Here is a 16,113-nt window from a genome sequence, read left to right on the forward strand (position 1 = left end):
TATTATTATTCTAAAAAAGGGGTTTTAAGGGGAGAGAAAAATGGGGAGACCAAGCATTTTACTGCTAACAAGAGGGGAAAAGCTAGCACAAACCTTTGAGACTAATTTGAGAATGTTTTTCGGTACAAATATTCAGATTTATACTGTTGATGAGCACCAGGAGCTGGATAGCCGATTAGTGGATGAGTGTGAACTGATTCTAGTTTCCACCGAAAGTTTATTGGATCGGTTACCGAAACTACTTCATGAGCGGGCACTGTTTGCCAGAAGAACTGTTCATTTGCCAAAGCTCGAACAACTGATGGATTTAGCTCCGGGAACCCAATGTCTATTTGTCTCGAACAGTATGGACACGATTGTAGATGCCATTGAGCTTTTGAATCGTCTGGGGTTTGATCATTTGCACTTTATTCCATATGTTCCGGAGCCAGCGAAAATCCGGCCTGTACTTGAGAGTATCGATGTGGCGGTTACTCATGGATTAAAAGAACTTGTCCCGGAGACGATTGGTAAAGTGATTGATTTGGGCATACGCCCGATCGATTTGACAACGATTTATGATATTGCCCAACAATTGAATCTTCCTATAGAAAATGCGCATTTCTATACAGCGGAGTTTTTCCGTGATTTTGTCCGCCTTGGAAGAAGCTTAGCCAATTCTGTAAACAATGAGAAGCGGTTAAATCAAAAGCTGGAATCCGTATTTAATGCTGTTCATGAAGGGATTATTAGTATAGATGAATGGGGACACATTACGGTTTTTAATGAAGAAGCGGAGAAAATCCTCAGCCTGTCTGCAGAGAATTGCCTTGGAAAGACGTGCTGGGATGTAATCCCTGAGTTTAATCTGAATCAGATTTTTCAGTCTCATGCGGAGGAGTCCAATCAATTATTGGAGATACGGAACAAGGTTCTTCTAGTTACCAAAGTTCCCGTGATGATGGACGGGCATTTGATGGGCGTCGTTGTTACGTTTCAAGACGTTACGATTGTCCAACGAAATGAACAGGAAATCCGTAAAAATAGTAGCCGTCTGGGATTAACGACAAAATATTCTTTTGAAAATATTATCGGTGTAAGCGATTCTATTACTTCTGCGAAACAGGTTGCTGTCAAACTGGCAGAAAGTGATTTTACCGTATTAATCACAGGAGAAAACGGTACAGGCAAGGAAGTATTTGCCCAAGCGATTCATAGGCATTCCACCCGGCGGGATGGCCCGTTCGTCCCGGTCAATTTTGCTGGCCTTACAGAAAGTTTAGCAGAAAGTGAATTGTTTGGATACGAAGAGGGCTCTTTCACAGGAGCTAAAAAAGGAGGAAAAATGGGTCTATTCGAATTGGCCCATAATGGAACCATTTTTCTGGATGAGATTGGGGATGCTCCTCTCAGTATTCAGGCAGCCTTGCTGCGTGTGCTTCAAGAGCGGCAGGTGATGCGGGTAGGAGGAAATCGTGTAATTCCCATTAATGTTAGGGTGATTGCTGCCACAAACCGAAACCTGAATAGTATGGTGTCGAAGGGTACTTTTCGGGAAGATTTGTACTATAGACTCAACGTTTTGCCGTTAAATATCCCAAATCTTAGAGAACGGCAAGAGGATCTTTTTATCCTCATTGACTATTTTCTTCATGATAATGGGAGAAAGCTACAATTTACACCTGAAGTAAAAAATGTTCTTTTAAACTACAGTTGGCCAGGTAATATTCGGGAGTTGGAAAATTTCATTAAGTACCTGAAGGTAATCGTAGAAGGCGATACAGTGAAATTACAACATATTCCTGAACGTATATTGAATAGCGGCGTCATCTTGTCACCCCCTCACGGTCCAACAGCCGGAGGGGAAACAGTGGAAAGGGAGGACATCCTTCAATTCTTGTTACGTCACGGTTCCCTGATGGATTATGAGGATATATTGACGACCCTGTGGAATATGAGTAAACGGCAGGAGCGAGTGGGACGAACCGTTTTAGGCTCATTGCTCTCCCGTCCCTTATCCGAAGCTCAAGTTCGCAGTAAGCTATCGATTCTCAAACAGTGTGGATGTGTCGCAGTAGGTGTTAAGAAGCAAGGTACAACAATCACTCCTATGGGAATACAGGTTTTACAAAGTATTAGAGAGAAAATAATGAATTGAAAAGGAAGTTCATTAGTTATAAAAATAAGTACAAAAGTAAAAAATATACGTTTGGTTGAGGGAAATCATGATATTGATTGTATTGGAGCTATGCAATTAAAATCTGAATTTGTTAAAAATGTATAAATGAGGTTAGGGGTAGTTTGATTAAAAGAATGTTTTTTCTAAAATCAAACATTTATAGACACTTTAATAATCACAGAAATTCTTGAATATGGCGTTCTTAAAAGGCAATTCTCATAAAATCAAACGTTTACTTATTCAGCCGACTATCTAAATTGTTTTTTGAGAGACTTCTATGAGTTTTAATCAAAATTTTTTATAAAACCAAATCTGTAAATAAAAGAATCCATTTTGATTAATTTTTCAAAATGGATTCTTTTTATTTGCCGTAAAATGTGGATGCACGGAACATTTTGGAGCAAAATTTATTTCAAAGCTACACTTACAGGGAATTGGCTTTTTTTATGCCGGAAGTTGCTTAGTGTACGAAATTCGCGTTTTGTGGGCGCTACCTCGTGCCCATCAAGTCAAGATTTTGAAATATCTCTAAAACGAAAATTTTATATCTCTTCAGTTATTTATGAGAATTCAGCTCATTTTTCTCGTTTTGGGGAAGATTGTATTTCTTAACTGAATGGCGATGGTGTACCGCCCGCATTTTAACGAAAATATACGCTAAGTAAAATTCGGCATGAAAAAGTGTTGATTTTACTAATGTAAGAAAATCACCAAATCTCAAAAACGTCGGTAGGTATTTGAGACAAATTCACTTCAACGTAAAATAAGCTAAAAATAGCTTAAATGGTGTCTCAAAACTTATCTTTAAATTAAAATCCCAATTGAAATCATGCTATTGTTTTTCGAAAATCTTTTGGCGTATAAAAATATTAAAATGTACATGCTACACCTTTTTGAATTTCTGTTCAATCTTATCATGTACTGATTCGATTTTTTCAGGCAACACAAATAAATATTCGATAAGGACTTCTAATAATTCTGTTAATAAAGTTACTGATTCATCATCAATTTCCTGTTTCAATTCAAGCATCCCATAAAAAGGACTTTCCGGATGAACGAGGTTGCCCACATCTTGAATCGGTTTAGTTAAATCGATATTTTTTGGCAATTGCTCAAATTGCTGGGAAAGAGATTGTCCATTACTTTTCTCTCCAAGAAAATGTTTGAGGACACTTTCAAGAACTTGTTTTGACAGTACTGCAGTAGCAGAGTTATCTTTTGATTGACTGACATTTAAAGTAGAGCGATATGCCCTAACAAGGTCTATAGGGATATGTTTATTGCGTTCGAGCTGATCTAAAGGATCTCTTAAATCCGAAGGACTATAAATATACACTTCTACTTCTTTATTTATTTGATCAGGATGATCATTAAACATAATCACAAATTCTGATGTCTTTTGACATTCAAAACAAAGTCCTTCTGCAAATAATCCTCGTTTTGTAACTTGGTAAAAATTTGTTTTTAACGTAAATTCACTTGATTTATCGCATTTAGGACACTGACTTCTGACATTTTTCGGCACCTTTACATATCCATACTGGGTATGAGATAAAATGGCCCCTGGCAATATTTTTCTCATTTAAACCTCCTAAAAACTTAATGCTAATCCGTAACTTATATACATATTTCTGGTAACTATTCAGTCACCTCATGAAGAGATAAGATGGTTAGAAACATTTACTAAAAAAATATGTTTACTTGTTTTATCACAAGATATAGTGTATGGCACATGTTTGTGTTGTAGGCAAAAAAATAGACCGAATTTCCGCCTATGAAACTCCTAAATTAAAGGTATAGCGGAGTGGTTATTATCCCTGTATTATTGATAATACAAATTTTTAAATTTATACAAAAAGTATAGATTAAAAAATCACAATTACAATCTGCAATATGTGGAAATAATATTTTTTCTTAGTAGAGTGTCACCATACATACCTATCAAGCTAATATTTTGAGACACTCCCATAACGAAAATTTTACCTTTTTACAGTTATTTATGAGAATTTAGATTGCTTTTTTCGTTTTGGGGAACAATTGATTTCTTAACTTGATGGCAATGGGGGGATACTCCAGCAATAACTTTTCGTATCTTCTCAGAGAGGTTGTGAAGTAGTGTAAGCAAAACGAGTTTGTTTCGTCTATTAATAAACTATCTTTTTATAAAAGGATTCATTTTTTTCTAAACATTAAACAGAAAACAATAAATATTCTGTCTTATATTTCTAAAAATTCCTAATATTTACAAAAGTATAAAAAAACTATACATTTTAGTTGTACCAAAAAATCCAAGCAAAAAGGAGATGGTTGTATGTTCAAGAAGTTAGTAGTAGGAGCATTAGCAGCTGGTTTTGCATTAACTGGGGGATTGGGAACGATATCAGCAAGTGCAGAAAAAGATAATACGATCAAATCGTTCGACTATTTAACTGTAGATGGAAAGAATGTAGATGCCACGGCTAAAGTGAATAATAAGCTCAACGGAGACATAAAAGTAACTATGGTTCTGCCTAAACAGAATAAAAATGGAGATTGGTTGGCATATGGATTTACGAGCAGAGAAACATTGGATGCTTTCATCGAAAAAGATAAAGAAAGACTTAAAAACCAAATAAATCCCCTTGGTAGCGGCCCTGGAAGTACCGATTTTTATGAGCATATAAATAAAGGTGGACAGTATATTTATTGGAGCTATGGCTTTAAAAACTTGCCTTCTAGCTGGAATGACAGAATTTCTTCCATAAGCACGGCGTCACCTTCTGCAAGCTATTCGACTACGCTATGGGAGCATACTTCATCTCAAGGATATGGAAAAGGAGTCTTATTTAGACACTCTGATTGGTATGGTAAAACTGCTAATCTAGCTGCGGATTGGAACGATATAACTTCAGCAATTGAAATCAAGTAGGAGATTTCAATTGTTTAGGTGAATAAGTTTTAAAATCACTATTCTCTCATCAATTTAGAAGAAATGGGAGAATGGTGGTTTTTTTGTACAGAAACAAAGCGATTATTCTCTTTATTCATTGATTAACGTCTTAATGTAGTCTATTAAAATAGTGCATTCCTTGAATCACTAAAACGGAAGGTTAAAAAATTAGAAAATGAAAACAAACAACTTAGAGAGTAATTGAAAGTAGCTTATGCAGAGGTATATGAAAAAGTATAGTTTATGGCGAGAACAGTACTCTCCATCCTTACTTGTTCAACAAACGGGCCATATTCTTTAATAACAAAAGCAAGCATTTCATTATCTTTTTTACATATAATTCCGTGTAGGTATTTGAATATGGGGAGGAAATATATAGAATGCTTAGTAAACGATTACAAAAGGATGTCATTGTTGTTGGTGGAGGACCTGCGGGTATGATATTGGGCTTATTACTTGCAAAGGTTGGAGTTCAAGTAATTGTCCTTGAAAGTCATAATAATTTTGACCGTGAATATCGCGGAGAAGTACTTCAGCCTCGTTTTGTTCAATTACTTGAACAATTACAATTACGTGCGTATATTGAACAATTACCCCATTCTAAGCTAAAGAAAGGTGCCTTTTATCATTATGACAAAAAGAAAGGAGACTTTGATTTTTCTTCTATTATTGCAGAAGCGCCGTATGCTCTTTGGATTCCTCAACCCATCTTACTTCAAGCGCTATACGAAAAAGCAAAGGAATATCCAACTTTTGATATGATGTTCCATGCTCAGGTGAAAAAACTGCTTGAGAACGATGGAACCGTGACAGGGGTAGTTGTTGAGCAGGAAAATAAAGAATTGCTGGAAATTCAGGCGAAGATAACAGTTGGGGCTGATGGGCGGTTTTCTACCATTCGTCGTTTAGGAGGTTTTGAGTTAGAATATGAATATTATCCAGGTGATCTGATCTGGTTTAGTGTAAAACGTCCACCTCAGTGGGGAGAGGAATTACAATTTAAAATCACAGAGGGGCATAGTTATATAACACTTCCCAAATATCCGGATTTACTTCAAGTAGGCATTGCTTTACCACGAGGAGAATGGAAAGAAGTGCAGCGTCAAGGGATAGAAATTTTTCGTCAAGAAATTATGCATGCTAACAAAGGATTTCATGAATTTGCTGAATCTTTGGTTGACTTTAAACCATTCGTACCGCTTCAAGCTAAAAATCATATGGTTAAAACGTGGGCAAAGGATGGCTGCTTGCTGGTCGGTGATGCTGCTCATTGTTCATCTCCTGTAGGGGCAATAGGAGTTTCATTAGCAGTAACGACAGCAGTTGTGGCGGCTGATGTTATTTGGGATGCGCTGCAAAAACGTGATGTCTCAGCTAAAGTTCTCTGTAGAGTCCAAGAAATTCGAAGTGAGGAGATTGAGGAAATTCACCGAATTCAAGAGCGAATGGGAAAGTTGTTTTTTACTTCGTCAAAATTTGTGAAAGGGATCCGACCATATATCGTATCTGCTGCTTTCAAGACTCCCCTTTTTTCGATGATCCAGAAGAAGCTATTTGTTATGAAAAATCCTGTAGCTATTAATCCTGAATTTGTATTCGATAAATAACAAAATGACAATCATCTTTGTTTATTGTAAAAACGGCTTTTTGTTCTTTTGTCATATCTGGTGAGAAGACCCCCATCTCAAGCGAAGCGGTAGGTGAGGGCAGTTCAATTTAAAGTTACATGAATGATCCAAATACAATTCCATTCTTCTAAACAGGGAAAATAGTAACAGTAGTTTCCTTGAATAAGTATGTTTCCATTTATGAAAAATTATGCTGTAATAGTGATAGAACAATATTATATCCTGTTCTAAGTAGTCAAAGAAGTGAGGAATTGAGATTGAAAAAGTTTAAGAAGTTTTACTTAGAGATTACAAGTGTATGTAACCTCGCATGCAGCTTTTGTCCGCCAACAGAACGGCAGAAGCAATTTCTTTCTGTGGAGGAGTTTTCAAAGCGATTAGATCAAATTAAACCTCACACAGACTATATTTATTTACATGTAAAAGGTGAGCCGCTGCTCCATCCTAAAATAGACCAATTATTAGATTTATGCCATGAAAAAGGGTTTAAAGTTAATATTACAACGAACGGAACATTAATTAATAAAAAGAGGGACAAATTATTAAATAAGCCTGCACTTAGACAGATGAATTTTTCGCTTCATAGCTTTGATGGCCACGAAGGTTCTAAAGATAAGGAAGGATATGTGCGAAGTATACTTTCTTTTATTAAAGAAGCAACGAGCCAATCAGATTTGATTGTTTCGCTCAGACTATGGAACTTAACGCAAGACAATAAGACGAATATTGAAATACAACGAAACAGACAGCTGTTAGAAATCATTGAGAAAGAATTTGATTTACCATACAAAATTGAAGAGAAGGTTACACCAGGAAGTGGCGTGAAAATTGCGGATCGCATCTTCATCAATCAAGATTACGAATTCCAGTGGCCTGCACTGCATGAAGAAGAGGACGATGGGAAGGGCTTCTGTTATGGCCTTCGAAATCAAGCGGGTATTTTAGCGAACGGAACGGTTATCCCTTGTTGTTTAGATGGTGAGGGCATTATCAACCTTGGTAATATTAATGATGCTTCATTTTCTGATATTATCGAAGGAGAGCGAGCAAACAACCTTGTAGATGGATTTTCCCGAAGAGAAGCAGTAGAGGAACTATGTAGAAAATGCGGATATCGCAAAAGGTTTGGGAAATAGATAGGAAAACGAGCGCCACGCAAAACGTGTACAATAAAAAAAGATGGACCAAAACAGTTTCTTACTGTTTTGGTCCATCTTTTTTACCATTCCTTTGGCTCATAGTTCAAGTCTTGGAATAATCGATTGCGTTCTTTTTTAGATAAGTCTCTCCATTGTCCAACGGGTAGATTACCTAAATGAATATTCATAATTCGAGTTCGCTGTAGTCTATAAACATCGTATCCAAGCGCTTCACACATGCGACGAATTTGACGATTTAGTCCTTGTGTTAGAGTGATTTGAAAAACATATTTAGAAAGTTGTTCCATCTTACAAGGCAGCGTTTTCGTACCTAAAATTTTTACACCTTCAGCCATTTGTTTTAAAAATTCAGGAGTAATCGGCTTGTCTACTGTAACAATGTATTCTTTCTCATGCTTATTTTCAGCACGTAAAATTTCATTGACTATATCACCGTCATTTGTAAGGAGTATTAAGCCATCTGAATCTTTATCTAATCGCCCGATATTAAAAATTCTTAATGGATGATTGACTAAATCAACAATATTACCCTTAACATTTTTTTCTGTTGTACTTGTAATGCCTACGGGTTTATTTAAGGCAATATAAACATAATTTCTTGCCATCCGTATTGGGTTACCGTTTACACGAACATCATCCCCAGGCTCGACTTGGCTGCCTATTTTCGCAACCTTTCCATTTATCGTGACTCTTCTTTCTTCAATTAATTTATCTGCACCGCGTCTAGATGCTTTTCCGGATTCACTAATGTACTTATTAATACGCATGTTAAACACAACCTTAAGTAGAGAGTTAATAGTATTAGAATATTGGTTTCACATAAGATTTTCAAGGGCTTATTAAAATCTTATGTAGAAATAGTATCGGTGGTAGCATGAAAACTCCCGCCACTTATCTCCTTCGAATCTTGAAGTGGGGGTTTCTCGTGTATCACCTTCAAGAGATGCTTAACACGAGTGGAGTTGACACAGCTGCCTGATGGCACAACCCCTCTATTCCATCAGCAAATGCCTTTGGAACTGCTTTTTTTAAGATGTTATAGGAACCATTCACATCTGCGTTCAGTAGTTTCTTCTCTTTCGTACGATACAGGCCACGTGCAATCCGTTTTCCACTGAATGCAGGAATGTCTTCCTCACCGTAAGTCGGGATCGCATCATTGTCTAGAAAGGATGCCTTGCTTGTATACGATTCTTCCACGACTTGTACAGTAATACCTTTTCGTTTTGCTTTATAGGTGATCATTTCAATGAGTAGATTATGTGGGATATGGCAGAAGGATTGATTTTGTTGTTTCCCCATCTCACTGTTTTGTTTCCATGATGTATTTTTCCCAATCATAATCATAGAGATTTCCTGTTGAATCGCTATCTGAACAATGTGGTAACTCATTTTGTGGAAGATATCTTTTATTTTGAGAAACCGTTTTTCATAAAGTCTCTCTAAACGCTTTGACGTGTGTTCTCCTTCTTTTTGTTCTTTTCCATGACGAAGAATTCCAAGTAAATGAGCCTTTTGTTTGTTGTAATATTGGTTAATACTTTTAATCACATTGCCCTTTACTAACACAGGAGTAGCCCCTGTATTCGTTGTGATAGTTGCAATGTTATTGATTCCTAAGTCTATACTCATATAGCGATGATTGTCGACATGCTCAGGTGCTGGTTCGGACTGTTCTGTCACAATTTCCACCTTAAATTTTCCGTAAGAAGGAGAAACGCGTATCTCTTTGAGATTTTCGATATATCCAAACAATTTGCCGATATTTAATTTCATGCTTGTTTTTGGAAAACGAATGTATTTATCTTGGAGTTTACACACTTGATTCGTGAAAACAATTTCTTTCAAAGATGATTTAATATATTTTGGAATGCGAGGTCTGCCAGTAAAAGTGGAAGGATGTTTTTGGTATGCCTTGATGGAAGCGAAGAATGATTTCCAGTTTTGATATAGCTTCTTCATAACTGCTTGATTCGTTTGTGCTGGCAAATTCATATAATCTTGTTGTTTCATTGTTTTAAACAAACAATCTAGGAAATGATACGATAGGAACGACTTTTCTTTTGTCGGGAATGTAAACAAGTTACATTTTATGTCTTTCTGTTCTTCTACAGGTTTTTCTTTTTGCTTTTGCACACGTTTTTGGTACGCACGAAGTTGATTTTCATTCATGGTTTCGATGTACATTTGTAATGTATGGAGGACTTCTTGTTGAAGTGGCTGTAATGGCTTATCCGTACGTAAGGCCGTATACACTTGGCGAATATAGAAGTTTGTTGTATTGTAGAGATTTTTTGCGTTTTGGCACATTTCCATGAAATAGGCATGTAATTTATGACCTTTCTTAATCCAAATTTGATAGGTTGCATATTCTTTTTCTTTTGTCATCATGTTCACCTCCTTCTTCCCTTCATGATACTACAAAACACTTGGAAAGAACATACATTCGTCATACTACGAAAATATTTTTACAAATGCGATGGCAATTCATCCCCACCTTAAACTGGGCTATGCCCTACACGTTTTGAAGATGGAGTTTTCTTGCCAATTTTTCGATAAATGACGTAGACTTTTTGATGATAAAACAAACCGATTAAGAGCTATGTTATGGGGGAATATAACGTTTATTGAAGAGATGCTGAGTTCAATTTCAGTGCTTGTAGAACAAACTGATTTATAAGTGGGCAAGCATAATGAATTATAGGATTATGAAAAAAATAACAAAAAATATATTGAATGTGTTTCTGTTGAGAGGCAACTTTGTTCAGAAAAAGATGTGTTAGATTTTGTAGGCATATGTGTTGAAAATGACGTATACTTATTAATACTCTACGTTGATGCATTTTCGGAAGACTTCTTCAATCTGAAAACAGGTCTAGCAGGAATGATGTTGCAAAAATTCATAAACTATCATATAAGAGTTGCGGTTATTTTAGAACATTTAAGAATATTGCAGATGCTGAAACTTGGATTTCGAGTTTATGATACCAAGGAGAAATTAAAACTCCATAGAAAAAATGGAATTATGCATATGGTATTCATACAATGGTGAAAAATACATAAAAGAATATATAACAAAATGAGGTTAGTACATGAGTCCACAAAGTTTTAACGATTACGCATTGAGTAAAGAAATTGTAAGAGCACTTGCTAGCTTACAATATGAAAAGCCAACAGAAGTGCAAGAGAAAGTCATCCCAATTGCATTAGAAAAGAAAGATCTTGTTGTAAAATCACAAACAGGAAGCGGTAAAACAGCTTCGTTTGGGATTCCGCTTTGTGAAATGGTTGAGTGGGGAGAAAATAAGCCGCAGGCGTTAATCCTTACACCAACAAGGGAACTTGCTGTGCAGGTAAAAGAAGATATTACGAATATAGGAAGATTTAAGCGTATTAAAGCAACTGCGGTTTACGGAAAATCTCCATTTGCGCGTCAAAAATTAGAACTAAAGCAAAAGACACATATTGTTGTCGGCACTCCTGGACGTGTATTAGATCATATTGAAAAAGGGACTTTCTCGTTAGAGTGTTTCAAGTATTTGGTGATTGATGAGGCAGATGAAATGTTAAATATGGGCTTTATCGATCAAGTAGAAGCAATTATTGACGAACTACCTATGAACCGAATGACGATGCTGTTTTCTGCGACCTTACCAGAAGATGTTGAAAATTTGTCTCGTACATATATGAAATCACCAATCAACATCGAGATTAAAGCATCTGGTATTACGACAGATAACATTGAACATAGTCTTTTAGAAGTGAGGGAAGAAGAGAAGTTCTCTCTTCTGAAAGATATAACAACTATTGAAAATCCAGATAGTTGCATTATTTTCTGCCGTACGCAAGAAAATGTAGATGATGTATTTAGACAGCTAAAACGTTCTGGCTATCCTTGTGATAAAATTCATGGTGGTATGGTGCAAGAAGATCGGTTTGCAGTAATGAATGACTTTAAAAAAGGGAAATTCCGCTATTTAGTAGCGACAGATGTAGCAGCACGAGGAATTGATATTGAGAATATTACCCACGTCATTAACTACGATATTCCATTAGAAAAAGAAAGTTACGTACACCGTACAGGAAGAACAGGACGTGCTGGTAATAGCGGAAAAGCAATTACATTTGTAACCCCGTATGAAGAGAGATTTCTAGCAGAAATCGAGGAGTATATCGGTTTTGAAATTTTAAAAATAGATGCACCTTTAAAAGAAGAAGTTACAAAAAGAAAGGCGGCATTTGAAGAAAAAATAAATGCTAAGCCAATTATTAAAAAAGATAAAAGTGCTAGTCTAAATAAGGGAATCATGAAGCTTTACTTTAATGGTGGGAAGAAAAAGAAAATCCGAGCAGTGGATTTTGTTGGTACAATTGCCAAAATTCCAGGTGTTACAGCGGATGATATAGGGATTATTACGATACAGGATAATGTTTCTTATGTTGAAATATTAAACGGAAAAGGACCCCTTGTTTTAAAAGTAATGAAAAACACAACGATAAAAGGGAAGCAGTTAAAGGTTCATGAGGCAATTAAATAAAGTGAAACTTTAATCAGTGGGGGGTTTCTTCATCCCCCACTGATTATTAGTTGAACCAATCGGGCTTTTACGGGCAGTTTATCTCCCACCTAACTTCTTTGCTTTCGCTGAATTTTGGGGTGGGAGTATTACTGCCCGTTAATGCGGGATAAAAGGTGAACTGTACCCCGAATTATGGACACTAAAAAAGATGGCTCCGGTAGAATACCGGAACCACCTTTTAAGTGCTTGATTTTTCATGGTCTTTTTATTAAATTGTCCATGGGTTCTACTATGTCTTAAATTTTTCTTACAAAGAGATTCTATATAACTAGTTAATTAATAGACAACTTGTCCAATAATCTATTTTTTCGCTTTTCGTCCTACTAATACCCAGTACAGAGATAAACTGAAAAGGGTAATGAGTACGAGAATGAATAGGATATTACTATACATGGAAGCATCCGGATTACTCATAGTTCCTAGGAAGCTTTTTCGCATTGCGGAATGGTCCATCATTGCTGCTGTATAGGCAATTCCGATTGACATAGCGACATTAAGTGTTAAATTGTAAAATCCGATTGCTGTTCCTGTTTTTTCTTTTTCAATCGTACAAATGCAAGAATCAAGTAATGGTGCATACATGAATGCAAATGAACTAGAGAATAAAACCATAGATATTACAAATACAACGACAGAAGTTTTTATAAAGATTCCGCCTAATAGCAAGCTGATCATAATGCTGCACATAGCGAGTGTAATACATTGCTTGCTTCCTAGAACCTTCGCAATTTTTCCAGAAAGAGCCCCAACTGTTGCTGCTGCTATATAGCCTGGAATTAATAATAGTGAAATAGTATCTAGCTTCAAACCATAAATCTTTTCAAGCAAGAATGGAAATACGAAAATATATGCTAACTGTACAGAGTAAATTACAAAAGCAACTCCAAGCAATGAGATAAACTGTTTATTTTTAAAGAATGAAATTCCGATAAACGCTTTTGAGTTCTTACTAATATAAGTAAGGAACAATGTAATTGCAACAATAAACAAGAGAAGGTACATCCGGTTGAAATCGGTAATATATAGTAGTAGGGATGCTGAAATCGTTCCTACTAAAAATAATCCTAATACATCTACATTACTGTTTTTCGTTTCTTCCTTAGGAAGATATTTTAAAATAAAAGGAAGGGTGAAAAGCGTTACTAAAGAAAGTAAAAACAGAGTTGTCCAATGGAAGTACGTAGAAACATAACCTCCAGTTAATGCACCTATAAGTTGTGAAAGAGCAAAACTGCTTGTACTTAATCCTAAAAATTTCTTTTGTTCATCTGCAGGTAAATGTTTCGTTACAAAGATAACATATAATGTTTCAGCCGATGCTAAACCGGCAGTTTGGATAATTCGTGAGATAACAACTAGTAAAAACGAATGTTGAAAAATATATCCCATGACTGAACCAGCGCAGATTAAAATAATACCAACGCTAAAAAGTTTTCTAATACTAATGGAATCCGCCAAAGCTGCGTAAACCACTGCCCCAATTCCAATTACAAGTCCAGCTAGAGTTGCTTGCCAGCTAACTGTTGTCGCTGAAATGTGAAAATCCTTTGCCATATCAACAGAAATAATCTTAAACGAATTGTCAATTACTAAACATAATAGAAATAACAGTAAGGTAATAGGTACTGCTTTCTTAGCATTATATTCCTGAGTTTTCTTCATGCTCACATCTGCAGTTATTGTAGACATAGCTATATTTCTCTCCTTTTATTATTCAGGAAATTATCTTCCTGATTCATGATTGTCTCGCTTTTCACTACCGATTGATCCTTTCGTAAAAGGATGGGTTCAATAATTTCTAAACTATTTGTTTCATATGCTGGGTTTCCTTTTTATGATGTTTAAAAAGGAAACGTTTCCATAAATAATTAAAACATCTTACCTTTTGATTGCGCTTTCAGGATCATGTGTGATAATCCGTTAAAATATACAATATCGTTTGGTTGTCTAACTGCTTGTACGCAAATGACTAACAAAAACGATACCACACCTTGCCTTCCTGTGATATTTACAAGGAAGGATTTGCATAAGTAACCAAAAAACATCATACTCGTTGATTGCGCTTTCAGGATCATGCATGATAACTCTTTGAAATATACAACATTGTATAGTTGTCTAAAAACTTGTATATATCTTAACAATGAAAAGGATACCATACCTTTATTTCGCTCACAACCCATCTTTCTTTCGGAATTTGTCTGTTTTGTTACAAAAAAGCGATGGATTTCATATGAAATCCATCGCTTCCAAATTAAGTATAGAACTCATTTAGATGTTTTAATCCTAATTTGACTAAATTCTATTGGTATATAGTATTTATTATAAACCACAGGATATTTATCGCTGATATAGACACTTTCTAAAATTAAATCACATTCTTCTCCATGGAAAAGTTTGTATTTTAATGACGGAGTATTGACGGAATTAGAACGTTTAATTTCAATGGTAGAGGAATTAGCTAGTTCATATACTTTCTCTTCCAACATTTCTAAAACTTGCTTCTCATTTTGTAAGTCAAGGTTTAATTGGGAAACCGCTTCTATTGGCATCATCGTAAAAGCAAAAGCTACGATCTTATCGTTACTTTTATACCAGCGTTCCAACGCAACCACTGCAGTCATTTCTTGATTTAATACTTGCATTGCATAGTCCGTTACTAGATCAATTCGGAAATTAAGTTCGATATCGTCTATTTTTTCCATATAGCATTTATATAAGGGATTCCCCAACTTCTCCAAGCCATCCATACTTTCATTATGATGAAATTTTGTAATGAAATTCCCTTTTCCATGTATATTTTTAACCAAGCCATCTTCCTTCAAAAGTGCCAAAGCATGTCTCAATGTCATTCTGCTTACACCAAATATTTTAGCCAATTCAGGTTCTGTTGGAAGCTTGCTGTCAGGAGGAAATGTTCCATCCATGATTAATGTATACAATTGATCATACACAGTGACAAATAGCGGTTTTTTTTGTTTATTGAGTTCATGAAGTTTATTGTTCATTTTCTTATACCCCTATAGTTTATAAATTCCGTTTCTTTTCTTTGGTTTATTGTAACTTATTTTTCCATGGAAATTAATACGCTTGCAAAAATCCATTATAATTTGCGCTAGGTATATTGGTCATTCAAAGGGAAGAAGGGGGATGCTGTATACAACTAAAATAACTTTGAATCGTTTGAAAACATTATAATACATACAGCTGTTGTATTATAACCTTCTTGTCAAGTCAGTGGAGGAAGTTATCCCTCCACTGACTACTATTTAAACTTCCTGTTTCCTTAAGCGAGTAGAATTATAATAGAAAGAACAAGCATAATAAACGCATTAAGTGCCATAATGGGTTTATGCTTCGCACGGAAGAAATGAGCATGCAAAGCTCCTAACATAAGGACAATAATAAGAAAAGCTGCATAGTGTAAGAGTCTATCACTCCAAAAACCAATAATGATTCCTATAATCCCGATGAGCTCCAATAAGGCAATCACATTCATAAACCACATAGGGTAGCGATATTCATTCCAGTGATGAACCATTGATTTTGCACGTGAAATTTTTAGGAAAAACGATATTGAAAATATACCAATCAAAATAAATTGAATGATAATAATAACGATATTCATATGACTTCCCCCTTGATAAGATAGTAAAATACA

Annotated in this window: 12 protein-coding genes and 2 pseudogenes; 7 read left to right on the plus strand and 7 right to left on the minus strand. The window is 35.6% G+C overall.

The window, feature by feature from the left end; all coding sequences use genetic code 11:
* Positions 1-40 precede the first annotated feature (40 nt).
* Positions 41-2,137, plus strand: coding sequence for a sigma-54 interaction domain-containing protein (locus AB1284_RS03545; RefSeq protein ID WP_429751610.1), 2,097 nt, complete (start codon positions 41-43; stop codon positions 2,135-2,137).
* Positions 2,138-2,263: pseudogene (locus tag AB1284_RS03550) on the plus strand (PhnA domain-containing protein); the annotation flags it as partial. It lies immediately after the preceding gene.
* 778 nt (positions 2,264-3,041) lie between these two features.
* Here the strand turns inward: AB1284_RS03550 and AB1284_RS03555 are convergent.
* Entirely contained in the window at positions 3,042-3,740 is a 699-nt protein-coding gene (locus tag AB1284_RS03555; RefSeq protein ID WP_429751609.1) for a hypothetical protein, read from the minus strand.
* Between the two features lie 729 nt (positions 3,741-4,469).
* Between AB1284_RS03555 and AB1284_RS03560 the strand changes: the two genes are divergently transcribed.
* The 3 genes from AB1284_RS03560 to AB1284_RS03570 all read left to right on the plus strand — a co-directional run bounded on the left by AB1284_RS03560 (position 4,470) and on the right by AB1284_RS03570 (position 7,851).
* Positions 4,470-5,066 (plus strand): hypothetical protein, encoded by a 597-nt coding sequence (locus AB1284_RS03560; protein WP_429751607.1) that lies wholly within the window; start codon positions 4,470-4,472, stop codon positions 5,064-5,066.
* Positions 5,067-5,467: 401 nt separating this feature from the next.
* Positions 5,468-6,694, plus strand: a complete 1,227-nt coding sequence (locus AB1284_RS03565) for an FAD-dependent monooxygenase (RefSeq protein ID WP_429751605.1) — start codon at positions 5,468-5,470, stop codon at positions 6,692-6,694.
* 278 nt (positions 6,695-6,972) lie between these two features.
* Positions 6,973-7,851: a radical SAM/SPASM domain-containing protein gene (locus AB1284_RS03570; protein ID WP_429751604.1), complete on the plus strand. Its 879-nt coding sequence runs from the start codon at positions 6,973-6,975 to the stop codon at positions 7,849-7,851.
* 83 nt (positions 7,852-7,934) lie between these two features.
* Here AB1284_RS03570 and rluF read toward each other — a convergent pair whose 3' ends face one another.
* Entirely contained in the window at positions 7,935-8,651 is a 717-nt protein-coding gene (rluF, locus tag AB1284_RS03575) for a 23S rRNA pseudouridine(2604) synthase RluF (RefSeq protein WP_429751603.1), read from the minus strand.
* 160 nt (positions 8,652-8,811) lie between these two features.
* Positions 8,812-10,263 carry an RNA-guided endonuclease InsQ/TnpB family protein gene (locus AB1284_RS03580; RefSeq protein WP_429751601.1) on the minus strand — a complete coding sequence of 484 codons (1,452 nt, stop codon included), beginning with the start codon at positions 10,261-10,263 and terminating at the stop codon, positions 8,812-8,814.
* 340 nt (positions 10,264-10,603) lie between these two features.
* On the opposite strand from AB1284_RS03580, the pseudogene AB1284_RS03585 reads away from it, so the two are divergent.
* Positions 10,604-10,927 (plus strand): annotated as a pseudogene (locus tag AB1284_RS03585) (DUF4180 domain-containing protein); the annotation flags it as partial.
* 40 nt (positions 10,928-10,967) lie between these two features.
* Positions 10,968-12,413 carry a DEAD/DEAH box helicase gene (locus AB1284_RS03590; RefSeq protein ID WP_429751599.1) on the plus strand — a complete coding sequence of 482 codons (1,446 nt, stop codon included), beginning with the start codon at positions 10,968-10,970 and terminating at the stop codon, positions 12,411-12,413.
* A 342-nt stretch (positions 12,414-12,755) separates the two neighbouring features.
* Here the strand turns inward: AB1284_RS03590 and AB1284_RS03595 are convergent, their stop codons facing one another.
* The 4 genes from AB1284_RS03595 to AB1284_RS03610 form a co-directional block, all read right to left on the minus strand.
* The gene (locus AB1284_RS03595; RefSeq protein WP_429751597.1) at positions 12,756-14,144 is read right to left on the minus strand and encodes an MFS transporter; all 1,389 of its coding nucleotides are present in this window, start codon (positions 14,142-14,144) and stop codon (positions 12,756-12,758) included.
* Between the two features lie 179 nt (positions 14,145-14,323).
* A complete protein-coding gene (locus AB1284_RS03600) occupies positions 14,324-14,530 on the minus strand; it encodes a hypothetical protein (RefSeq protein ID WP_429751596.1) in 207 nt (68 codons plus the stop codon).
* 189 nt (positions 14,531-14,719) lie between these two features.
* Positions 14,720-15,460: a GntR family transcriptional regulator gene (locus AB1284_RS03605; protein WP_429751594.1), complete on the minus strand. Its 741-nt coding sequence runs from the start codon at positions 15,458-15,460 to the stop codon at positions 14,720-14,722.
* 278 nt (positions 15,461-15,738) lie between these two features.
* Positions 15,739-16,080, minus strand: a complete 342-nt coding sequence (locus AB1284_RS03610; protein ID WP_429751592.1) for a DoxX family protein — start codon at positions 16,078-16,080, stop codon at positions 15,739-15,741.
* Positions 16,081-16,113: the final 33 nt, after the last annotated feature.

The sequence above is a fragment of the Bacillus sp. S2(2024) genome (assembly GCF_050474045.1).
Taxonomy (GTDB): Bacteria; Bacillota; Bacilli; order Bacillales; family Bacillaceae_G; genus Bacillus_A; species Bacillus_A yunxiaonensis.

Excerpts from the sequence above, each read along its gene's own strand:
- AB1284_RS03545 (WP_429751610.1), top strand. The coding sequence starts at position 41 with ATGGGGAGACCAAGCATTTTACTGCTAACAAGAGGGGAAAAGCTAGCA.
- AB1284_RS03555 (WP_429751609.1), bottom strand. The coding sequence starts at position 3,740 with ATGAGAAAAATATTGCCAGGGGCCATTTTATCTCATACCCAGTATGGA.
- AB1284_RS03560 (WP_429751607.1), top strand. The coding sequence starts at position 4,470 with ATGTTCAAGAAGTTAGTAGTAGGAGCATTAGCAGCTGGTTTTGCATTA.
- AB1284_RS03565 (WP_429751605.1), top strand. The coding sequence starts at position 5,468 with ATGCTTAGTAAACGATTACAAAAGGATGTCATTGTTGTTGGTGGAGGA.
- AB1284_RS03580 (WP_429751601.1), bottom strand. The coding sequence starts at position 10,263 with ATGACAAAAGAAAAAGAATATGCAACCTATCAAATTTGGATTAAGAAA.
- AB1284_RS03590 (WP_429751599.1), top strand. The coding sequence starts at position 10,968 with ATGAGTCCACAAAGTTTTAACGATTACGCATTGAGTAAAGAAATTGTA.
- AB1284_RS03595 (WP_429751597.1), bottom strand. The coding sequence starts at position 14,144 with ATGTCTACAATAACTGCAGATGTGAGCATGAAGAAAACTCAGGAATAT.
- AB1284_RS03600 (WP_429751596.1), bottom strand. The coding sequence starts at position 14,530 with ATGATCCTGAAAGCGCAATCAACGAGTATGATGTTTTTTGGTTACTTA.
- AB1284_RS03605 (WP_429751594.1), bottom strand. The coding sequence starts at position 15,460 with ATGAACAATAAACTTCATGAACTCAATAAACAAAAAAAACCGCTATTT.
- AB1284_RS03610 (WP_429751592.1), bottom strand. The coding sequence starts at position 16,080 with ATGAATATCGTTATTATTATCATTCAATTTATTTTGATTGGTATATTT.